The following is a 20,729-nucleotide window of genomic DNA, read 5'->3' as shown; positions in this document are numbered from 1 at the left end:
CGTAATCTGCACGAAGGATGCCGCCGGTTAACAAGCGCATTAACAAGCTGCACCTGCCGTTCCCAAGGAATCGGCAGGTGCAGTGTTTTAGGCCGTCTTCGCTCTCCCGCTTACGGCGCCGGATTCACGCACCGTGCTTGCCGAAGTTGCGCAGCCGCAGCGAGTTGCCCACCACCAGCACGGAGCTGGCCGCCATGGCTGCACCGGCGATCATGGGATTCAGCAGACCCAGGGCTGCCACCGGGATGCCAACGGCGTTGTAGAAGAAAGCCCAGAACAGGTTGGTCTTGATGGTGCCCAGGGTCCGCCGGGACAGCTCGATGGCCGTGGCCACCTGACCCAGGTCGTTGCCCATCACGGTCAGGTCCGCCGCTTCAATGGCGACGTCGGTGCCGGAGCCCATCGCGATGCCAAGATCCGCCTGTGCCAGCGCCGGGGCATCGTTCACGCCGTCGCCTGCCATGGCCACAGTTGCCCCGTCGGCTTGGAACCTCTTGACGGCTTCAACCTTGCCCTCCGGCCGGACATCGGCCAGCACGTCCCCCGGGGCGATCCCGACGGCTTCGGCTACCCGTGCAGCCACCACGGCATTGTCCCCGGTGAGCAGCACGGGCCGCAGTCCCAGGGCCCGCAGCCGTGCGATGGCCGCTACGGATCCGGGCTTGAGGTTGTCCTGCAGGCTAATAATCCCGGCGGCCCGTCCGTCCACAGCCACCAGGACGGCGGTGGATCCGGCCTCCTGTTCCGTTCGCAGCATCGCCGACGCTGTCCCGGGCAGGACAACGCCGTTTTCCTCCAGCCAGCCGGAACGGCCGGCGACGACGGCGCGTCCGTTCACTGTTCCGCGGACACCTCCGCCGGGCGCCGAGTCGAACCCGCTCACCGGGGCGAGTGCGCCGTCGGGCGCTGCATTCTGGGCAGCCGCAGCAATGGCAACGGCGATCGGGTGCTCCCCCGCAGCCTCCACGGAGCCTGCCAGCTGCAGCAGCTCCTCCTCGTCAATGGCCGGTTCCAGGGTCAGCGTCCGTACAACGGAAAGCCGGCCGTCGGTCACCGTTCCGGTCTTGTCCAGCACAATGGTGTCCACAGTGCGGGTGTCTTCAAGCACCTGCGGACCCTTGATCAGGATGCCCAGCTGGGCCCCGCGCCCGGTGCCGGTGAGCAGGCCCACGGGCGTGGCCAGACCCAAGGCACACGGGCACGCGATGACAAGCACCGCGACGGCGGCGGTAAACGCAGCCTGGAGATCACCGCTGAAGACCAGCCATAAAACGAAAGTCAGGACGGCGATACCCAGCACAATGGGAACGAAGACGGCACTGATCCTGTCCGCCAACCGGGCGATCGGCGCTTTGCCGGACTGAGCATCGCTCACCAGGCGCCCCATTTGGGCCAGCGTGGTTTCACTGCCCACGCGGGAGGCGGTGACCATCAGCCGTCCTGACGTGTTGACTGTGGCACCGGTGACCGTGTCGCCCGGGCCCACCTCCACCGGAACGGATTCACCCGTAATCAGGGAAGTGTCCACTGCCGAATGACCGTCCAGCACCACGCCGTCGGCGGCAATCTTTTCACCCGGCCGGACCACTATGACATCGCCGACGGCCAAATCCTGCGCCGGCACCCGGACCTCGGCGCCGTTGCGCAGAACGGCGGCGTCCTTTGCCCCCAGGCTGAGCAGCGCCTTCAGGGCGTCACCCGCGCGGGCTTTGGCGTTCGCTTCAAGATACCGTCCGAGCAGCAGGAAGGTGACGACGACGGCGGCAACCTCGAAGTAGAGGTTGGCGTGTCCGCCCTCGGCCATGCCCGGCATATCCGACATGCCGGTGTGGGCGGTCAGTGACGGATCTGCCAGCAGGGTACCCAGGGAGAACAGATAGGACGCTGTTACGCCCAGCGAAACCAGAGTGTCCATGGTGGAGGCGAAATGCCGGGCGTTGACGGCCGCCGCCCGGTGGAAGGGCCAGGCGGACCAGGTGACCACCGGCAGGGTCAGGAGCGCGGCAAACCAGCCCCAGTTACTGAACTGCAGGGCCGGAATCATCGACACAAGAAACACCGGAACCGTGAGGACGGCAGCCAGGATCAGCCGCGGACGCAGCACGGCGGCCGTTCCGCCGTGGCTCATGTGCTCCTCACCGGAGTGCTCGGAGTTTTTGGTGCCTGAACCGTGGCGTTCAGGATCGTCGCGGCCGGAGTCTTCGCGGCCGCCGTGCGCTGAGCTGTTGTCCGCTCCGGCATGCTTGCCGCCGCCGGCGGGAGATGATACTGCGGACCGCACCAGCCGGGCCTTGTATCCGGCCGCATCCACGGCGTGCAGGATCTGTTCGTCGGTTACGCCGTCCGGGACGCTGACCCGGGCGGATTCCAGCGGAAGGTTGACCGTGGCGTGAACGCCTTCGATCTTTCCCAATTTCCGCTCCACCCGGCCCACGCACGAAGCACACGTCATGCCCTCGACCGAGAGGTCGATGATGCGCGGCTGCGACTGCTGGAGCAGTTTGTGGGTACTCATGGGCGTTTCTGTCCTTCCAAAGGGTTTTCCGGTCTGGGCGTTTTCCGCTCTGGGCGTTTTCCCCGCTAGGCGGAGCCTTCCACTACGAGGTAGCCGGCTTCTGCCACCGCTTCGCCGAGTTCAACGGCTGAAAGTTCGCGGCTGGAGGTGACCACGGCGGTGGAGATCCCGCCCGCGTTGAGATCGACATTGACAGCGTCGACGCCGTCGATCGCTTCGATTTCTTCGGTAACGGATGCGACGCAGTGTCCGCAGGTCATGCCGGAAATGTTCAGTGTGGTTTCCATGGGGTTTCTCTTCCGTAAGGTTTTGCATCTCGTATGGGTCCAAGAAGGCGGCAGGCTGGTTCAGCGCAGGAGGCGGCCGATGGCGTCGGTGGCTTCCTGCACCTTGGCCTGTACCAGTTCAGGATTGCCGGTGGCATCTGCCTCGCGGGCAGCATCCACCACACAGTGGGACATATGGTCCTGGACGAGGCCAAGGCTCACGGCGTGCAGTGCTTTGTTGATGGCAGCAACCTGGGTCAGGATGTCGATACAGTACTTGTCTTCCTCGACCATGCGGGCAATCCCGCGGACCTGTCCCTCGATGCGCCGGAGCCGCTTGAGGTAGGCCTCTTTGTCCGTGGCATACCCGTGGGCGCCGGAATGGTCCTGCCCGGCGCTGTTCAGGTCCTCACCGGTTCCGTGCTGAATGACGGGTCTTTCAGCGCCTGCGGTGACGTTGGCACCGTGCTCCTGGATCATGCTCATGTCCGCTCCTAAGATTCGATCTGAAACGAACGTATACCCCCTTGGGGTATACGTCAAGTACCCCTAGGGGGTATCTCGGGGCAGATAGGCCGACGGCCCGGCAGCTAACGCTCCCGCTCGGCGTCACTGCGCAGGATGCAGAACTCATTGCCCTCCGGATCTGCGAGCACCACCCACCCGGTCCCGTCAGCCAGCCGCCGATCCGCCACTTCCCGGGCCCCCAGAGCCAGGAGGCGCTGCAGTTCCCGGTCCCGGGTGCCTTCGGCGGGTTTGAGGTCCAAATGGACCCGGTTTTTGATTTGCTTGGCGTCCGGGACCTCAATGAACAGCAGCCGCTGCGAACCGTCGTCGGAGGCGATCATGCACTCCTCGTCACCGGGACGGTTCGGATCGCTGGAATCTTCCCGGAAACCGAGCACTTCACCCCAGAACACGGACTGGGCAAACGCGTCGAGGCTGTCAAAGGACGTATGCGAGATCAGGGCCGTCATGGAGGTCAGCGTAGCCTCCGTGCAAGGATGGGCCAATGAACGCCGGGACTGAATTGCTCCTCGCCGGGCCGCGGGGCCGCCGCCTGTGCCTCGAGGTTGCAATGGAACTGAATCAGGAGGTCAGCAGGGCTGTCTTCCGGCTGGGCTACGAGCTCGATCCCGGCAAAGGAACCTCCACGGTGCTGTTTGGCCTGGAGACCCCCGGGACAGACAACGACGGCGGCACACACTCGGCCGCCGCCGGCTCACCGGAGCATCTGGCCGCCGCACTCCGCACCCTTGATCTGTCCGGAGTCGAGGATGAGATGATCCAGCCGGCACTCGAGCGTGCGGTGGGCACAGCCAGGTATTGGCAGCCGCCGGACGGCGAGGACGTGCTCGCCGCGCTGCCTGTCATCCGCGAAGGACTCATCCCTCTTGCCGCCCGGGTGACGGCCATGCCCGCCATGCAGCGGAGCGAAGAACCCCGCCGGGTGGAGCAGTGGGCCATCGACTGGCGCGGCCCGGATGATCCGGCACCGCTGGACCGGAATCCGCAGCAGAGACTGGAACAGTGGGGGCGGGCCGTCCGTGCCGACGAGATCCGGTGGAGAGCACATGGCTACGCCCTGGATTCGAAGGTGTCGGGTGACTGGTGGTCCGTTCCACCGGGGCTTCCGGGTACCGTGAGCCGGATACCGGCAGCACTGAATCTCATCGAAGATCCTCTGGGATGGGAAGATGCCACCACCATTCCGGTCCGCGGCACCGGCAGCACGTACGAAGTCCGCACCGGAGATGACTGGACGGCACTGTGCCGCACCTTCCCGCTGGAGGTCACGGCATCCCGGCGCAATGACTGGTTCCAGGTCACGGGACGGGACGGCCGTTGGGTGATCCCGGACTGGGAGCGGGTAGCCGGGGAATGGGACGCCGTCCATCTGACGCCGGCGGGATACCTCAGCAGCGCGGGGCGGGCACTTCACCTCGATGATGACCGGGCTTCCGTCATCGCAGGCTGGGATCCGGACCGGACCATCTGGCTCACCGATGCCCTCCGGGAAACCGACAGCCCGCGGCAGCACTGGCACCGCCAAACGGGCGGCGACGCGTGGACGCTGGTGCACACCGGAGAGGTGTACTAGTCTCCCGGCCATGCCTCTTATCAGCCGCGCGATCGAACCCGGGGCCGGACGTGTCACCCTGCAGTGGTCAATGCCTGCTCCTGCAGACCGCGTCTGGCGGGGATTGACGGATCCGGAGGCCCTGCCTCTCTGGCTGGGATCCCTCAGCTCCGGGGCGTTCACCCCGGGCAGCGTGGTGAGCGTGCAGCATGCCGAAGGGTATTCCTGCATCAGCGAGATCCTGCGCTGTGAACCTCCGGCGCTGCTGGCCATGACCTGGAAGTTCCCGGACGAACCGCTCTCACGCCTGCGCATCGTGCTCACACAGGAGGACAGGAGCACCCGTCTGACGCTGACGCACGAGGGACTCGGCGATGACAGTGCCGGCTACCCGCCCGGCTGGCAGGCGCATCTGCTGTACCTCGAAGATCTGCTGCAGGGACATCCGCGCTCCATGGCCGGCTTCTGGGCGGTGTACGGGGAGCTCGATGATGCGCAGACGGTGCAGGGATAGGCCCGCCCCGGCCTTTCCGGTCGGCTGACCCGCACCGCGTAAGGTAGAGGCGTGGGTACCAATTCGCTTTCAACTGCTTCCGAGGACTATCTCAAGGTCATCTGGACCGCCCAGGAATGGACTGACGCGCCGGTCACGGTTTCTGCGCTCTCCGCGCACGTGGGCAATTCGCCGTCGTCGGTCTCCGAAGCGGTGAAGAAGCTGACGGCCCAGGGACTGCTGACCCATGCACGCTACGGTTCCATCACCCTCACGGAGGAAGGAACCCGCGAGGCGGTGGCCATGGTGCGCCGGCACCGGCTGATCGAGACCTTCCTGGTGGAGTACCTGGGCTATGGCTGGGACGAGGTCCATGACGAAGCCGAGCACCTCGAACACGCCGTCTCCGACAAGATGGTAAATGCCCTGGACCGGCGGCTGGGCTACCCCGTCCGTGATCCGCACGGAGATCCCATTCCCACGCGCACCGGAAGCTTCCCGCCGCTGGCCGCGGTTCGGCTCAGCGGCTGCGAGCCCGGCAGCGTGGTGAGCATTGCGCGGGTTTCGGACACGGACCCGGAGCTGCTGCGGTATCTGGCCGGACTGGGGCTGCATTTGGATGTGCAGGTCCGCGTCCTCTCCCGCCAGTCCTACGCCGGAACCCTGACCGTCACAGCGGGCGGCGAACAGCTGGAACTCGGTCTTCCCGCTGCCCAGGCCATCTGGGTCCTGAGGGCTCCCGGCGCGGAGCAAACCCCGCAGGACTGAGCGTTTGGCCCCGGACCTGCCCCGGGGAAAGACTGATCCCTAGGGAAGAACGTGCAGGTCGAAGAACACCTCACGGAAAGTGGGCGTATACCCCAGGCTTTCATAGAGACCCAGGGCTCCGGAGGGGTTTTCGGTGTCCACGCCCAGGCCGGCACGCTCCATGCCCGCCGCCTTATACCGGCGCATCGCTTCTCCCAGCATGGCCGGCGCCAGCCCCAGGCCACGGTAGCTGCGCCGTACTCCGAGCAGTTCCGTGTAGCCCTCGGTGTAGCCGTTGAGCTTTTCGCCCTCGGGGTCAAAGGAGGCAACGTTGTAGCCGGCAATTTCCCCGGCAGCAGTGTCCATGACCACGAAGGTCCAGTCCGCACGGAAGTGCGGGTGTTCCACGTTGTGCTTCCAGCGTTCGGGGTCGCGTTCCTCACTGCCCCAGTGATCCCGGAACACCTCGTTGTGGGCAACGCGCAGCGCTTCGGATATGTCCTCGTTGAAGGTCACATACTCCATGCCGTCCGGCAGCTTTGTGTCCGGGATATCCGCATCGAGCGGCCGGCTCATTTCCGTAAAGTACCGCACCACCGACGCGTTGGCAGCATGGAACAGCGCTATATGGGAGGCATTGTCCTCCTCTGCCATAAAGCGCAGCAGACCCTTTTCATGTCCGGTTTCCAGGAGTCTCTCCCGCGCACGCTGCTGCTGCCAGCGCAGCAGTGCAGTGCCGATGCCGCGCCTGCGCCATTCGGGATCCACTCCCCCGGCGCCGTGGATTTTGTCCGAGCCTTCGGTCCGGACCAGATATCCGTAGGCCCGCGGGACGCCGTTGCGGTCAAGCCCCAGCAGGGTGTCCCTGGCCGGGTTGTCCGCGCTGGCAGCCAAAACGTGTTCGAGGTCCGCACGCTGTTGGACATATCCCGGCTTGTCCACTGCGGCGATGCGCCGGACCAGCTCCAGCCAGGCGTCAACGTCTTCGGCCGTGATGGCCCGCCAGCGCAGGCCCGTAACGGGACCGGGAATTTCCGGAGGTATTGAAATGCTCATCTTTCCACCCTATGACAAGTGCGCCGGGGACTTCCTAGCAGTGTGATTGGGTGCATATCTGCTGTCCCAGCACGATTCTGCGCGAACACCAGGCGGCATCGGCAGGGTTGTGGGTCACGACCACCACGGATTTGCCGCGCAGTCCGGCGGACAGGTCTGCCATCAGCTGCTCCCCCGCTTCCGCGTCCAGGTGGGCCGTGGGTTCGTCCAGGAGCACGACGTCGGCTTCCGTCAGGAGTGCGCGTGCCACCGCCAGGCGCTGGCGCTGCCCGCCGGACAGGAAGTGTCCGCCGCCGCCTACACGGGTGTCCAGCCCTTCCGGCAGACCGGCGAGGAACGGGCCGAGGCCGACGGCGCGAAGGGCCGCTGCCATTTCCTCCTCGGTGGGCGCCTGGCTGCGGTCGCGGGCCAGCAGCAGGTTACCGCGCAGGGTCGAATCGAACAGGTGGGCCTCCTGCGGGCACCAGGCCATCCGCCGTGCAGCAGGCGGCAGTGTTGCCGCTGCACGGCCGTTGATACGGAAGGTTCCCTCCTGCGGGGTGAGGAAGCCCAGCAGGACGCCGAGCAAGGTGGACTTTCCGCTGCCGGAAGGCCCGGTCACGGCCAGCCAGCTTCCACGGCGAAGGTCCAGGTCCAGATCCTCGAACACCGGGGTCTTCTCACCCGGATAGGTATAGCTGATACCACGCAGTTCAACGGTATCCACGGCAGGGACCGGCGTCCGGCCCCCGGCGTCCATGTCCGCGTCCGCTTCCACTGTGTCTGTACCAAGGTCAGGGAGCACCTTGTCGCCCAGGGTCCGCCAGGCGGTGAACTGCTGGATGGAACCGTTGACGGCTACGAAGGCTTCGATCAGCGCCAGCTGCATCAGCACTACGACGGCGGCTACCGTCGCCGGAATGTTCCCCGCCACGGTCAGCACGTAGAGGGACCCCAGGGAGCAGGCCAGGGCGGTAAGCGCATTGGCCAGGCCCTGGGCCCACGCGCTGCGGCGCACGGCAGCGCTGGCCCGCGCATCGAGTTCCTGCTGGCGTGCAAACACAGGTGCGGCGCTGCTGTTGGCTTCCAGATCCGCTGCCGCGTCCAGCAGCCGCGCCATGGCCGCCATGGACCGTGACTGCAGCCGCACAGTGGCAGCACGGGCGGCCGCGTCGGCCCCCACGGCCACCAGCGGTGCAATGACCAGGCCCACCACGCAGACCAGGATCTGCACGCCGAGTGCTTCGGGCAGCAGCAGGCCTGTGGCAATACACGCAGCGACGGCGGTGAAGAATCCGGTGATCGGCGCAAAGACAACGCGAGGGGCGATGTCCCGCAGTTCGTCAACATCCCCCACCAGCCGTTCCAGCGCTCCTCCGCCGCGGGCGAGCCGGCGCCATCCCTCGGGCCGCTGCAGCAGGCCGTTCCACAGGCGGATGCGGATGGTGTTGGTGGCGCGGAAGACGGCGTCGTGCAGGCGGAGCCGTTCGAGGTAGCGGAGCACGGCACGGCCGATCCCGAAGAACCGCACCCCGACAATGGCGGTGAGCAGCAGCATGATGGGCGGCTGTTCATTGGCCCGGACAATCAGCCAGCCGGACAGCGAAGTAAGGGCCACGGCAAAAAGCGTCGCTCCGGTGCCCAGGAGCAGGGCCAGCAGGAACTGGGGGCTCCAGGGCCGCAGCACCAGGAGGTTCTTCCACAGCGGCTGGTGCACCGGATGGGACTCGGTTTCCGCGAGCTCGTCCTGCCAGCGCACGGGGGCAGGCTCTGCGGCGTCGCCGGTGACGGACGATGCCGCGGGGGTTGCCGCGGCGGGTGCGTTCCCCGGCGGGGCCGCCACCGGCGCCGTTCCCGATGCTGCCGCCAGGTTGGACATGCCGGCGTCCACGGGAATCAGGGTGTCGGCAATGGCAGCGGCAGCCGCGTCGTGCGCCACCAGCAGGACGGTGACGGTTCCGCGCAGGTCTTTCAGGGCACGGATGACAGCAGCGGCGCTGGCAGCATCCAGATGCGCCGTGGGTTCGTCCGCCAGCAGCACACGAACCCGGGGCTGGCAGGCAATCCTGGCCAGGGCACGGGCCACAGCCACGCGCCGCTGCTCGCCGGGGCTTAGGTCCGCGGTGCGGCTCTCCAGCAGGTGCAGTGCCCCGATAGCCGCGAGCGCATTTGCCGCAGCCTGCCGCCCTTCCTCCCCCGGGCCCAAGCCGGAGTAGAGGGCAATCTCTTCGGCGGCGGTGTCTTCCACCAGCACCGGGTGCTGCGGGATCCAGGCAATGCCGGTGCGGTCGACGCCGGTTACGGAGCCTTCCAGCACGGTGTCGCCGCCGCTGCGGCGCAGTCCGGCGAGGGTTTCCAGCACGGAGGTCTTGCCGCTGCCGCTGGATCCGGTGAGGGCTGCAATGCTGCCGGCGGGAACCTCGAAGCTGAGATTGGACACGGCCGGCCGGGGCCTGCCGGCATACCTGATGGTCAGCCCGCCGACGGAGAGCGGGGGTCCGGATAAGGCCAGCGCACCGGGCAGGCCGGCAACCGCGTTGTCGGCAGCCTCCGGCACCAGCGGCTCGGCAGGCGGAGCGTCGAGCACCGCGTTGGTGCGTTTGAGCGCCTCCAGCCCGTCTTCACTGGCGTGGTGGGCCGTGCCCAGGTCACGCAGCGGCTGATAGCACTCCGGCGCCAGGATCAGGGCGAGCAGTCCAAGCTCCAGGGACATGGAGCCGTTGACCAGGCGTACGCCGATCACGACGGCCACCAGTGCCACGGAGATGGTGGCAATAAGTTCCAGGGCCAGCGCGGACAGGAACGCGATGCGAAGGGTTTCCAGCGTGCGGACGCGGTAGTTCTCGGCTACATCGCGCAGCGCTCTGGTCTGGGCCTTCGCGCGCCCCAGTCCAACGAGGACCGGCAGTCCCTTGGCCAGCTCCAGCATGTTGTCGGAGAGGCGGTTGAGCGCATCCACGGCGGCGGCGGTCTTGTCTCCGGTGTGCAGCCCGATCAGGATCATGAAGACCGGTACCAGGGGCACGGTCAAGACCACCACCACCGCGCTGAGCCAGTCCGCGGAGAGGATGCGCAGGCCCACGAGCAGGGGGACGACGGCGCACGTCACCAGGGCGGGCAGGTACTTGGCGTAGTAGTTGTCCAGTCCGTCCAGCCCCCGGGTGATCAGCACGCTCAGCGCACCGCTGCCCATGCCTGGAACGTTGCCGCCGTCGTCGAGCGCCCGTTTGGTCAGGGAGGCACGCAACTCCTCCTTCACTCCTGCTGCGGCGCGCTGGGATACCGTCTCGGTGCCCCAGACGGCGAGTGAGCGCAGCACCGCTCCGGCGATGCCGTTGGCAAACACCCAGCGCCAATCGGGGTCCCCGGCGGCAAGCCCGGCCACTCCGGCCGCCACACCCGTGGCCAGGAGCACCAGGCCCGCCGCCTTGACGGCGGCCAGCAGACCCAGGAGATACAGCGCCCGCCGGCTGGCGGCGCTGACCGGAAGGACCGGTTTCACTGAGCGGTCACCGAGTGGGCCGCAGGGATGGATTCAGCGGAAATGCGCTTGCGGAAGACCCAGTAGGTCCACCCCTGGTAAAGGACCACCAGGGGCAGGCCGAAGAGGGAGACCCAGGAGATGACGGTCAGCGTGTAGTCGGAGGAGGACGCGTTGTTGACGGTGAGGTTCCATGCCGGGTCCAGGGTGGAGGGCAGCACGTTCGGGTAGAGCGAGGCGAAGATCGTGAACACACCCGCCACCAGGAAGGCGCCGATCCAGATGAAGCTCCAGCCTTCCCGTCCGCGGCGCGCCGAGACCCAGGCGAGCACCACTGCCACCACGGCGATGACCAGCGGGATCAGGGTCAGCGCTTTTCCGTTCTGCTGCTGCACCACAATGGCCCAGGCGGCCATCGGGACAACACCCAGGGGCAGCCAGCGGACGACGGCGCGCCGGGCGCGCATTTCAATGTCGCCGCGGGACTTCAGCGCCAGGAAGGCACAGGCATGAACCAGACAGAACGCAACGACGGCGAATCCGCCGAGGACGGCGTAACCGTTGAGCCAGGCAAAGGCTCCGCCCACCCGGTCGCCGTTCTCATTCAGCGGCAGCCCGGTGGTGGTCAGTGCCAGGGCGGCTCCCACGCCGAAGGCGGAGACGAAGGAACCCAGGGCCATGGCCCAGTCCCACCGGCTGCGCCAGCGGTCGTCGTTGTGCTTGCCGCGGTATTCGATGGACACCGCCCGGAAGATTAGTCCCAGCAGGACCAGCACCAGCGGAACGTACAGCGCCGAGAAGAGCGCCGCGTACCAGAGCGGGAAGGTCGCAAAGGTCATGGCACCGGCGGTAATCAGCCACACCTCGTTGCCGTCCCAGACGGGTCCGATGGTGTTCAGCATGACACGGCGGTCCTTCTCGCTGCGGCCCATCAGCTTCATGAGCATGCCGACGCCGAGGTCGAAGCCCTCCAGGAACAAATAACCGGTCCAAAGGAAGGCCAGGACGATGAACCAAAGGGTAGGTAGCGAAATCACTTCTGTGCTCCAGATCGCTTAGTAGGCAAAGCCGAGGACATCGTCGGGCTGCTTGGCTCTTGTTCCGCCGCCGCTGCCGTCACTGCCCGTGCCGTCGTCGCCGCCGGCAGAATCCATGCCGCCGGAGGAGCCGCCGTCGTGCCCGCCGCTGTTGAGCAGCTCAGGCATGGCGGACGGAACACCGCCGCGGGTGAACTTGAACAGCAGCCGGACTTCCACCACCAGCAGCGCCAGATAGACCAGGGCGAAGCAGGCGAGCGAGAAGATCATCTCCGCCCTTGAAACACCGGGCGAAACTGCCGCGGCCGTAAACATGAAGACCTGGTCGATGCCGGTGAAACTCGGGTTGGGCGCGACCACAAACGGCTGGCGTCCCATCTCGGTGAAGATCCAGCCCGCGCTGTTGGCGCCGAAGGGAGCCAGGATGCCGAACACTGCCAGTCGCATCAGCCACTTGGACTGGGGCACGGTCCCCTTGCGGGTGATCCACAGAGCGAAGGCGGCTGCGGCTGCAGCAATGCCGCCGAAGCCGATCATGATGCGGAAACCCCAGTAGGTAACGGACATGACCGGCAGATAATCGATTTCAGTGCCGGCCTGTGCACCGTACTTGGGATCATCCGGAATGTGGGTTCCGTAGGCCTCCTGGTACTCCGGGATCAACGTATTGACGCCCTTCACCTCGGTGTCGAAGTTGTTGTTCGCCAGGAAGGACAGCAGGCCGGGAACTTCGATTACAGCCTTGACATCGTCGCAGTTCTTGGCGCCAACGTCGCCGACAGAGAGGATCGAGAAGGACGTTCCGTCATGGCAGGCAGCCTCCGCTGCCGCCATCTTCATGGGCTGCTGCTCGAACATCAGCTTGCCCTGCAGGTCACCGGTAATCGCTGTGCCGGCGAAGGACACCATGGCGACCACCGCCCCGATGCGCAGGGACTTGATCCACACGCTGTAATCGGTCTTGTCGCGGCCGGTCTCCGGGCGTTCACCGACATTCACGGTGCCGTCTTCGTTGACGGTGTCGATCCCGTCACGGCGCCGCTTCCACAGGTGGTACCAGGCAATCCCGAGCAGGAATCCGCCGGCCACCGAGAGTGCAGCGGTGATCTGGTGCGGGAACGCCACCAGCAGGGTGTTGTTGGTCAGGACAGCCCAGATGTCATTGAGCACGGGGCGGCCGTCCACCATTTCCACGCCAACGGGGTGCTGCATCCAGGAGTTCGCGGCCAGGATGAAGTAGGCGGACAGAACCGAGGCCAGCACTGCCAGCCACAGGCAGGCAAGATGCAGCTTCTTGGAGAGCCTTCCCCAGCCGAAGATCCACAGGCCAAGGAACACGGACTCCGTGAAGAAGGCCAGCAGTGATTCCAGCGCCAGCGGCGCACCGAACACGTCGCCTACGAAGCGGCTGTACTCGCTCCAGGCCATGCCGAACTGAAATTCCTGCACCAGGCCGGTAGCGATGCCCATGATGAAGTTGATGAGGAAGAGCTTTCCCCAGAACTTGGTCATGCGCAGGTATTCATCTTTGCCCGTCCGGACCCACATGGTCTGCAGGGTTGCCACGACCAGCCCCAGGCCAATGGTCAGCGGCACCATGAGGAAGTGGTAGACGGTGGTGATACCGAACTGCCAGCGGGCAATATCGAGTGCTTCCACGGGAGGTTTCCTTCATTCGAACCAGATTTCTACAGAGCGTAGAAGATCATTCTGCTTCTGATCGTAGATCAGATTCGAAACAGATTTCTACGTGATGTAGAACCAATCACAAAAAACCTGTAGATTGGACAGCCGGACCTCTTCTCTGCGGGCACCGGCCGAAGCGCACGGGCCCCGGCGAAGGTTCGTAGACTATTGATGCTGAAGGATGGAAACACAAATGGCTACCCTCGGTGAGTTGGAACGGGCAACAATGGACCTCCTCTGGGAGTCACCCGAGGCGGCCACGGCAAACGAACTGCGTGAACGGCTGGCTCAGGCCAACCCTGCCGCCGGCACAGGGGACGGCAGGGGACTTGCTGTCACCACCATCCTCACGGTGCTCTCCCGGCTGGAGAAAAAGGGGCTGGTGGAACGCGAACGCAACATCCGGCCGCACCGCTACCGCGCCATCACTTCCAAGGCTGAACACACGGCCGAGCTAATGCACGAAGTCCTTGGCTCAGTGAATGACCGTGAAGCCGTGCTGGCACGCTTTGTCGGCTCAGTGTCGGCAACCGAGGCGGAGACCCTCCGCCGGCTGCTCGGCGGCGCCTGACCGGATAGCGGCCAACCCTCTCCGCCGCGATGTTTTGGGCCTCGTACTTACTGGCCGCACTGGCTCTCCTGCTGGCGTGGCCTGTTCCCATGATCCTTTCGCGCGCCAAATGGCCGGCCCGGTCCCCCTTCACCGCCATGGTGCTGTGGCAGGCCATTGCCCTGGCCGGCGGGCTCTCGATGATCGGCGCCATGCTGACCTGGGGCTTGGAGCCTCTGGGCGACAACCTGCTTGAAGCCCTGGGGAGCCTTTGGGGCATCCTGGTGCGCGGCGAACCGGCCACCACCCTGGGCCTGGTGCATGTGTTCGCACTTAGTGCGGCCCTCCTGCTCAGCGCCCACCTCATCTTCACTCTCCTGCTGACCTATTACCGGATCCGCCGCGGCCGGCGCAGGCACCGGGACATGCTGGCGCTGCTGAGCTCCCCGTCAGACACCCGGCCGGCCACCCTGGTCATCAACCACCCTGTTCCGGTGGCATACTGCCTTCCGGGCGGCGCACGCTCGGTCACCGTGCTCTCGGACGGGCTGCTTGAGATGCTCTCGGACGAAGAGCTCTCCGCTGTCCTCATCCACGAGAAAGCCCATCTGGGCCAGCACCACCACCTGCTGCTGTGGGCCTTTGCCGCCTGGCGCGCCGCACTGCCGTGGCTGCCCACCTCCCAACTGGCCCAGCAGTCCGTTAACGAACTCATCGAGATGCTCGCCGATGACGAGGCCCTGCACACGGTGCCGCCGGAGACACTTATCCGGGCGGTGGCGATCGTCGGAACCGGCGGTGCGGCGCCCCCGGAGAATCCGGCCGCGGCCGAGGGCCGGGGCACCCCGCTGCTGGGCAGCCCCGAGGAGCAGGAAAAAATCGGCACGGTTCACCGCCTGAGCCGGTTGCTGACACCCCGTCCGCCGCTTCCTGCCTGGCAGCGGGCAGCAGTGCTCATCCTGTCCGGCCTGCTGCTCGCCGTTCCCACCACACTGCTGATCGCTCCGGGTGTTGTCTAGGGGGTAGTCCCGGCCGCGGCCCCCGGGGACAGCTCACAGCCCGCCCCGGGGAACCGCCGGCGCCTACGCGTCGATGCGGTCGCGGTCCAGCATGGCCGCTCCGGCAATAATGAAGTCCTTGCGCGGGGCCACCTCGCTGCCCATCAAAAGCTCAAAGGCGCGTTCGGCGTCAGCGGCCTGGTCAATGCGTACGCGGCGAAGGGTCCGGTGCCTCGGGTCCATGGTGGTTTCGGCCAGCTGGTCCGCATCCATCTCACCCAGGCCCTTGTACCGCTGGATGGGTTCCTTGTAGTTCCGGCCTTCCTTCTCCAGCTTGGCCAGCAGCTGGTGCAGCTCCTTTTCCGAGTAGGTGTAGATCATCTCGTTTGCCTTGGAGCCGTGATTGATGACCTCCACCCGGTGCAGCGGCGGCACGGCTGCGTATACACGGCCCGCCTCAACCAGCGGCCGCATGTAGCGGAAGAACAGGGTCAGCAGCAGGGTACGGATGTGCGCGCCGTCGACGTCGGCGTCGGTCATGAAAATGACCTTGCCGTAGCGTGCGGCGTCCAGCTGGAAACTCCGCCCGGACCCTGCACCGACCACCTGGATCAGAGCCGCACACTCGGCGTTGGAGAGCATGTCCGCAACCGAGGCCTTCTGCACGTTCAGGATCTTGCCGCGGATAGGCAGCAGCGCCTGGTAGTCGGAGGAGCGGGCAAGTTTGGCAGTACCCAGCGCGCTGTCGCCCTCGACAATGAACAGTTCGGAGCGCTCGCTGTCATCAATCCGGCAATCCGCCAGCTTCGCGGGCATGGAGGAGGTCTCCAGGGCGTTCTTCCGCCGCTGGGTTTCCTTGTGCACGCGGGCGGAGATGCGGGATTTCATCTCCGAAACGACCTTTTCCAGCAGCAGGGCCGATTGCGCCTTGTCCTGCCGGGCACTGGAGTTGAGCCGCGCGGTAATCTCCTTGTCCACCACCTTGGCGACGATGGCGCGGACCGCTGACGTGCCGAGGATTTCCTTGGTCTGCCCCTCGAACTGGGGCTCGGCCAGCCGGACGGTGAGGACGGCCGTCAGCCCGGCGAAGACATCATCCTTCTCGATCTTGTCGTTGCCTGCCTTGAGTTTGCGGGCGTTGGCCTCGATGACCTTGCGGAAGGTCTTCAGCAGCGCCTGCTCAAACCCGGCCTGGTGCGTGCCGCCCTTGGGCGTGGCAATGATGTTCACGAAGCTGCGGATGTTCGTTTCATAGCCGATGCCCCAGCGCAGCGCGATATCAACCTCACACTCGCGCTCCACCTCGGCGATCTTGCTGTGCCCGGACTCGTCCAGGACGGGAACTGATTCCTTGAACTTGCCGCTGCCCTGCAGGCGCCAGATGTCGGTGACCGGAGCGTCCGCTGCCAGGTATTCCACAAACTCCGTGATGCCGCCGTCGTGCTGGAAGACTTCTTCCACCGGGCCTGCCTCGCCGGGCGTGCCGGGCAGCCGGCGCTCGTCGCGCAGGGTAATCCTGAGTCCGGGAACCAGGAAAGACGTCTGGCGGGCACGGGCCTGCAGCTCCGTGTAGGAGAACTTGGCATCCGGGGTGAAGATCTGGCGGTCCGCCCAATAACGGATCCGGGTTCCGGTGACGCCGCGCTTGGCCTTGCCCACCACCTCCAGTTTGGAGCTCTCCAGGAAAGGAGTGAACTTGGCGTCGGGGCTCGGTGATTTGCCGGTGTCTGCAAAATGGCCGGGCTCGCCGCGCCTAAAGTTCATCTGGTAGATCTTGCCCGCGCGGTCCACCTGCACATCCAGGCGGGAGGACAGGGCGTTGACCACGGAAGCGCCGACACCGTGCAGGCCCCCGGAGGCGGCGTAGGAACCGCCGCCGAACTTTCCTCCGGCATGGAGCTTCGTGAAGACCACCTCCACCCCGGACAGGCCGGTCTTGGGCTCGATGTCCACCGGGATTCCGCGGCCGTCATCATGGATCTCCACGGAGCCGTCCGGATGCAGGATGATCTTGATGCTCTGCCCGTAGCCGGCCAGGGCTTCATCCACGGAGTTGTCGATGATCTCCCAGAGACAGTGCATGAGCCCGCGGGAATCGGTGGACCCGATGTACATGCCGGGACGCTTCCGCACAGCTTCGAGCCCTTCCAAAACGGAAAGATGGCGGGCGTTGTACTCAGTGTTCGGGGGCGCCACGTGCTTGAAACTCCTCAGGCCTTGAAACCGTTGGCCGGCAGATCGCCGATCCAGCTGCGTACCCGGATGTCACCGGGCTACTACCAAGGTTAAGGCCCGACGGTGACACTGTCTGCCAGCGACTCAGCATCGGTGAATTACCTCACAAGAGGACAGGTGATTGGTACGCGCTGAGCGAAAGACCTGCCAATGCGCGAAGGACCGGCGCATAAAGATGGTTATATGAAGTATCAACACCCCAAGGAGGCTTTCATGACAGCAGCAGTAGCTACTCGTGAACTGAATACGCTGGACCGCTGCGACCGCTGCGGTGCGCAGGCGTACGTACGTGCGGTACTTGAATCCTCGGGTGGGGAGCTCCTCTTCTGCGGACACCATGCACGGGCGGTGGAGGCCAACCTTCGCCCCCTGACCTCCGAGTGGCAGGATGAAACGTCCCGCCTGATGAAGAAGGCAGAAGCAGTCCCCGCAGACTAAAGCGCACTTCACGGACGCAGCCGGCAGACCCGGCAGCGCGTACAGCTTGGAAGGCTCCTCCCGCCCACGCGGGAGGAGCCTTTTCACGTCCGTGCCCCCAGCCGCCGCGGATTCCCTTTAAGCGCAGAACGCCCCCGGTCCGTGGCAACGGACCGGGGGCGTTCTGCGCTTGCGGCTTTGATTAATCCAGGTAGTCGCGCAGCACCTGGGAACGGGAGGGGTGGCGCAGCTTCGACATGGTCTTGGATTCGATCTGGCGGATGCGTTCACGGGTAACCCCGTAAACCTTGCCGATCTCATCCAGGGTCTTCGGCTGGCCGTCCGTCAGTCCGAAGCGCATAGCCACGACACCGGCCTCACGCTCGGACAGCGTGTCCAGCACGGAGTGCAGCTGCTCCTGCAGCAGCGTGAAGCTGACGGCGTCGGCCGGAACAACGGCTTCGGAGTCCTCAATGAGGTCGCCGAACTCGGAGTCGCCGTCCTCACCCAGCGGGGTGTGCAGGGAGATCGGCTCGCGGCCGTACTTCTGGACTTCAACAACCTTTTCAGGGGTCATGTCCAGTTCCAGCGCCAGCTCTTCGGGCGCGGGTTCACGGCCCAGGTCCTGGAGCATCTGACGCTGCACGCGGGCAAGCTTGTTGATGACCTCGACCATGTGCACGGGAATACGGATGGTGCGGGCCTGGTCAGCCATGGCACGGGTGATGGCCTGGCGGATCCACCATGTTGCATAGGTGGAGAACTTGAAGCCCTTGGTGTAGTCGAACTTCTCGACTGCACGGATCAGGCCCAGATTGCCTTCCTGGATGAGGTCCAGGAACAGCATGCCGCGGCCGGTGTAGCGCTTGGCCAGGGACACGACGAGGCGGAGGTTGGCCTCCAGCAGGTGGTTCTTGGCACGCTTACCGTCGTGGACAATAAACTCGAGCTCCCGCTTGAGCTTGGGGTCCATGTTGGGATCAGCTGCGAGCTTCTCCTCGGCGAAGAGCCCGGCCTCGATGCGGAGGGCGAGATCAACTTCCTGCTCAGCGTTCAGCAGTGCAACCTTGCCGATCTGCTTCAGGTAGTCCTTGACCGGATCTGCCGTTGCACCGGCGGAGACAACCTGCTGGGCAGGGGCGTCATCATCGTCGGCATCTGAGTAGACAAAGCCCGAGCCTGTGGGTGCTGCTTCGGGCGCGTCTGCGGCATCAGCGTCCGGCTCAACCGCATCCGTGTCGCTGTGCGACTCTTCCTCTTCCGCTGCGGCGGCGGCCTTTGCAGCCTTGGCCGACTTGGCGGGTGTCTTGCGGCCGGCTGCAGCGGTAGCTGACTTGGCAGCTGCAGGCTTGCGCGCTGCAGCCTTGCGGACGGTCTTTACCGCGGTCTTTTCGCCGGCGGCGGCATCAATCGGAGCCTGGGCTTCGTCTACGGCAGTGCGCTTGCTTGCAGTGTCAGTCTCTTCAACTGCAGTTGTCTTTCTCGGCGACACAGAAAACCTTTCATACGGCGGGCTGTGGAATCGCCATTGGGGGCAACACCACTATGACCCTGTCAAGTCCGTGCTTGTTTTCAAGAGATCCCACCAGCAGCGGTGCTCTCATGAAGAACACATCTGCCGTGGTTTCTGTTCCCTGTAAAACAATCAAAGGAACAAGAAGCGACACTTGATACACGAACCCGACCGGGTCTCGGTTCCCATTGTCTCATGATTTCCCGCTGCCGCCAGCATGGCAGGCCCCTTTGCATGGCCGGACGGCTGCACGGCGCGGCCGCTCCCCCGGCTGCCCCGGGACTCCGGCCGCCGCAGCACCGTCGACAACGGAACATCCGGCCTCATCGCCGGGCAGCACCCGGGTTGCGCTCGGAGCCGTTCCAGGCCGTCCCCGGGTTTGTGGCCCATACCGGGAATACGCCGGTCGCCAAAAGCTCTTCGAGCAGCTCCGCGAGCCGGTAACCGGGATGCGCTTCCAGGCAACGGGTCAGGAGCACCTGCGCCCTTGAGCCCCTCCCCCGAGCCCATTCGATCCACCCCATCAGACTCAGCAGTGCCGAAGAAGCTTCCCGATCCGCCGTACCGTCCGCGGCATCGGCCGCAAGGAGTTCAGCGAAGACAGCGAACGCTGCATCCACGGCGTCCCAGTGCGGCGACCGTGGATATTGGCCTACCAGCACGTCACGGTAGTCCCGCCCCGCCTCCGGGAAGTGCTCACCTTCCGGATCCCGGGCGTCCGTCTTCACCGCCTCTTTCGGCCACGGAGGCAATAAGGGGCCGCGGCCGTCCACCGACAGGAGGTTGCAGGCATCCGCCCCGGCAAAGGCCTGATCTTTCCCCAAAGCTGCCATTACCAGAAGGGTGTCCCGCACCGGCCGGGAACGCAAACTGGCCAACAGGAAACCTGCTGTCTCAGGATCCGTCCGCAGCCGCGCAAACCCCGGTTCGGGTTCAGCCGGCCGCACCCCCGCCGCTGCCGCAGCCGCGCTGCCAAAGACCGCCGCCCAGACATCCAGGGTTGCTAAGAACTGCGAAGATCCGCACCAATGCCCCGTCAAGCGGCGCACGTAAGCGGCACCGTGTACGGCAGCAGCTGCACCGGAGCTGCCCCATGGTTCGGGAATATCCAAAGCCACAGCCTGCACCAGTGTTGGCGCGTAGGCGCTCCCCCGGTACACCATTTCCGCGCTTAGCGTGCTGCTGGTGATGTCCTCCAGGGAACGGCCCGGCCAGGGACAGCAACGGCTGTCCGAACAGAAATACTCCCGCCAGGCAGCGGAGGAAATGACCCATCCGTCCCGAATGGGCAGCCCGCCGGCAGTAAGACGCCGGCTGAGCTGATGGATGAGCCTCCGGTAAGGAGGAGCATCCGGCCGCTTCCAGGCCCGGTCCGTATACAAGGCCATCAAGACGCCGTCTGCGGAAACATCGGAGCGAAGAATGTCACTGACCTTGGCCGCAAACTCCGAGTAATCCAGCGCTGAAGGGGGCAGGTCCAGGCGCAGCGTCGCACCCAGCCTGGAAGAGTCCATGGTCATAAGAACCAGCGACTCCTTCGGAGTGAAGCCGAGGCTGTGCGGAATGTAGGCCAGGATGTCCGCCGGTCCACTGACGGGAAACGGATCCCGGGACCGCTGGCTGGGTGAGTTCGTCATGGTCCGAGGCTGCCGGTTTGCATGCCGGACCGGGAACGA

The 20,729-nt window shown here is 65.4% G+C and carries 17 protein-coding genes; 6 read left to right on the top strand and 11 right to left on the bottom strand.

Translation table 11 applies throughout. The annotated features are described in order from the left end of the window. Positions 1-124: 124 nt before the first annotated feature. The 4 genes from QMA10_RS14695 to QMA10_RS14680 all read right to left on the bottom strand — a co-directional run bounded on the left by QMA10_RS14695 (position 125) and on the right by QMA10_RS14680 (position 3,758). Positions 125-2,515 (bottom strand): heavy metal translocating P-type ATPase, encoded by a 2,391-nt coding sequence (locus QMA10_RS14695; RefSeq protein ID WP_290169495.1) that lies wholly within the window; start codon positions 2,513-2,515, stop codon positions 125-127. 65 nt (positions 2,516-2,580) lie between these two features. Beyond that, positions 2,581-2,802, bottom strand: coding sequence for a heavy-metal-associated domain-containing protein (locus QMA10_RS14690; RefSeq protein WP_290169493.1), 222 nt, complete (start codon positions 2,800-2,802; stop codon positions 2,581-2,583). Positions 2,803-2,862: 60 nt separating this feature from the next. Continuing rightward, entirely contained in the window at positions 2,863-3,267 is a 405-nt protein-coding gene (locus tag QMA10_RS14685) for a metal-sensitive transcriptional regulator (RefSeq protein ID WP_356835231.1), read from the bottom strand. 104 nt (positions 3,268-3,371) lie between these two features. After that, positions 3,372-3,758 carry a VOC family protein gene (locus QMA10_RS14680; RefSeq protein WP_290169491.1) on the bottom strand — a complete coding sequence of 129 codons (387 nt, stop codon included), beginning with the start codon at positions 3,756-3,758 and terminating at the stop codon, positions 3,372-3,374. Between the two features lie 35 nt (positions 3,759-3,793). Here QMA10_RS14680 and QMA10_RS14675 point away from each other — a divergent pair, with 35 nt between their 5' ends. The 3 genes from QMA10_RS14675 to QMA10_RS14665 are packed head-to-tail and all read left to right on the top strand — an operon-like array spanning position 3,794 to position 6,122. After that, positions 3,794-4,882: a hypothetical protein gene (locus tag QMA10_RS14675; RefSeq protein WP_290169489.1), complete on the top strand. Its 1,089-nt coding sequence runs from the start codon at positions 3,794-3,796 to the stop codon at positions 4,880-4,882. A 10-nt stretch (positions 4,883-4,892) separates the two neighbouring features. Beyond that, positions 4,893-5,375, top strand: a complete 483-nt coding sequence (locus tag QMA10_RS14670; protein WP_290169487.1) for an SRPBCC domain-containing protein — start codon at positions 4,893-4,895, stop codon at positions 5,373-5,375. A 51-nt stretch (positions 5,376-5,426) separates the two neighbouring features. Next, the gene (locus tag QMA10_RS14665; protein WP_290169486.1) at positions 5,427-6,122 is read left to right on the top strand and encodes a metal-dependent transcriptional regulator; all 696 of its coding nucleotides are present in this window, start codon (positions 5,427-5,429) and stop codon (positions 6,120-6,122) included. Between the two features lie 39 nt (positions 6,123-6,161). On the opposite strand, the gene QMA10_RS14660 is transcribed toward QMA10_RS14665, so the two are convergent. Genes QMA10_RS14660 through QMA10_RS14645 form a run of 4 tightly spaced genes read right to left on the bottom strand, consistent with a single transcriptional unit; the run spans position 6,162 to position 13,313 of the window. Further along, a complete protein-coding gene (locus tag QMA10_RS14660) occupies positions 6,162-7,157 on the bottom strand; it encodes a GNAT family N-acetyltransferase (RefSeq protein WP_290169483.1) in 996 nt (331 codons plus the stop codon). 34 nt (positions 7,158-7,191) lie between these two features. Then, positions 7,192-10,638, bottom strand: a complete 3,447-nt coding sequence (gene cydD, locus QMA10_RS14655; protein ID WP_290169482.1) for a thiol reductant ABC exporter subunit CydD — start codon at positions 10,636-10,638, stop codon at positions 7,192-7,194. Further along, positions 10,635-11,654: a cytochrome d ubiquinol oxidase subunit II gene (gene cydB, locus QMA10_RS14650; protein WP_290169479.1), complete on the bottom strand. Its 1,020-nt coding sequence runs from the start codon at positions 11,652-11,654 to the stop codon at positions 10,635-10,637. Before cydB ends, cydD begins: the two co-directional genes overlap by 4 nt. 18 nt (positions 11,655-11,672) lie before the next feature. Next, positions 11,673-13,313 (bottom strand): cytochrome ubiquinol oxidase subunit I, encoded by a 1,641-nt coding sequence (locus tag QMA10_RS14645; RefSeq protein ID WP_290169478.1) that lies wholly within the window; start codon positions 13,311-13,313, stop codon positions 11,673-11,675. A 220-nt stretch (positions 13,314-13,533) separates the two neighbouring features. On the opposite strand from QMA10_RS14645, the gene QMA10_RS14640 reads away from it, so the two are divergent. Together QMA10_RS14640 and QMA10_RS14635 are read left to right on the top strand one after the other, a co-directional pair. Next, positions 13,534-13,911: a BlaI/MecI/CopY family transcriptional regulator gene (locus QMA10_RS14640; protein ID WP_290169475.1), complete on the top strand. Its 378-nt coding sequence runs from the start codon at positions 13,534-13,536 to the stop codon at positions 13,909-13,911. Positions 13,912-13,940: 29 nt separating this feature from the next. Next, positions 13,941-14,909 (top strand): M56 family metallopeptidase, encoded by a 969-nt coding sequence (locus QMA10_RS14635; RefSeq protein ID WP_290169474.1) that lies wholly within the window; start codon positions 13,941-13,943, stop codon positions 14,907-14,909. A gap of 63 nt (positions 14,910-14,972) precedes the next feature. On the opposite strand, the gene QMA10_RS14630 is transcribed toward QMA10_RS14635, so the two are convergent. Further along, complete coding sequence (locus QMA10_RS14630) at positions 14,973-17,084, bottom strand: DNA topoisomerase IV subunit B (protein ID WP_290169473.1); 2,112 nt, start codon at positions 17,082-17,084, stop codon at positions 14,973-14,975. 252 nt (positions 17,085-17,336) lie between these two features. Between QMA10_RS14630 and QMA10_RS14625 the strand changes: the two genes are divergently transcribed. Next, positions 17,337-17,561 (top strand): hypothetical protein, encoded by a 225-nt coding sequence (locus tag QMA10_RS14625; RefSeq protein ID WP_104054643.1) that lies wholly within the window; start codon positions 17,337-17,339, stop codon positions 17,559-17,561. Positions 17,562-17,742: 181 nt separating this feature from the next. On the opposite strand, the gene QMA10_RS14620 is transcribed toward QMA10_RS14625, so the two are convergent. Together QMA10_RS14620 and QMA10_RS14615 are read right to left on the bottom strand one after the other, a co-directional pair. Next, entirely contained in the window at positions 17,743-19,032 is a 1,290-nt protein-coding gene (locus QMA10_RS14620) for an RNA polymerase sigma factor (protein WP_290169470.1), read from the bottom strand. Between the two features lie 344 nt (positions 19,033-19,376). Further along, entirely contained in the window at positions 19,377-20,690 is a 1,314-nt protein-coding gene (locus QMA10_RS14615; protein ID WP_290169469.1) for a DUF4192 domain-containing protein, read from the bottom strand. Between the last annotated feature and the right edge of the window lie 39 nt (positions 20,691-20,729).

This window comes from Arthrobacter sp. APC 3897, from assembly GCF_030407495.1.
Lineage (GTDB): Bacteria > Actinomycetota > Actinomycetes > Actinomycetales > Micrococcaceae > Arthrobacter_B.
Note: the sequence above shows the minus strand (reverse complement) of the source record. Positions and strands in the feature narration are given on the sequence as shown.

Bases quoted from the DNA above. Each gene is read 5' to 3' on its own strand.
- QMA10_RS14635 (WP_290169474.1), top strand. From the start codon at position 13,941: ATGTTTTGGGCCTCGTACTTACTGGCCGCACTGGCTCTCCTGCTGGCG.
- QMA10_RS14685 (WP_356835231.1), bottom strand. From the start codon at position 3,267: ATGAGCATGATCCAGGAGCACGGTGCCAACGTCACCGCAGGCGCTGAA.
- QMA10_RS14615 (WP_290169469.1), bottom strand. From the start codon at position 20,690: ATGACGAACTCACCCAGCCAGCGGTCCCGGGATCCGTTTCCCGTCAGT.
- QMA10_RS14690 (WP_290169493.1), bottom strand. From the start codon at position 2,802: ATGGAAACCACACTGAACATTTCCGGCATGACCTGCGGACACTGCGTC.
- QMA10_RS14660 (WP_290169483.1), bottom strand. From the start codon at position 7,157: ATGAGCATTTCAATACCTCCGGAAATTCCCGGTCCCGTTACGGGCCTG.
- QMA10_RS14640 (WP_290169475.1), top strand. From the start codon at position 13,534: ATGGCTACCCTCGGTGAGTTGGAACGGGCAACAATGGACCTCCTCTGG.
- QMA10_RS14675 (WP_290169489.1), top strand. From the start codon at position 3,794: ATGAACGCCGGGACTGAATTGCTCCTCGCCGGGCCGCGGGGCCGCCGC.
- QMA10_RS14625 (WP_104054643.1), top strand. From the start codon at position 17,337: ATGACAGCAGCAGTAGCTACTCGTGAACTGAATACGCTGGACCGCTGC.
- QMA10_RS14680 (WP_290169491.1), bottom strand. From the start codon at position 3,758: ATGACGGCCCTGATCTCGCATACGTCCTTTGACAGCCTCGACGCGTTT.
- QMA10_RS14695 (WP_290169495.1), bottom strand. From the start codon at position 2,515: ATGAGTACCCACAAACTGCTCCAGCAGTCGCAGCCGCGCATCATCGAC.
- QMA10_RS14670 (WP_290169487.1), top strand. From the start codon at position 4,893: ATGCCTCTTATCAGCCGCGCGATCGAACCCGGGGCCGGACGTGTCACC.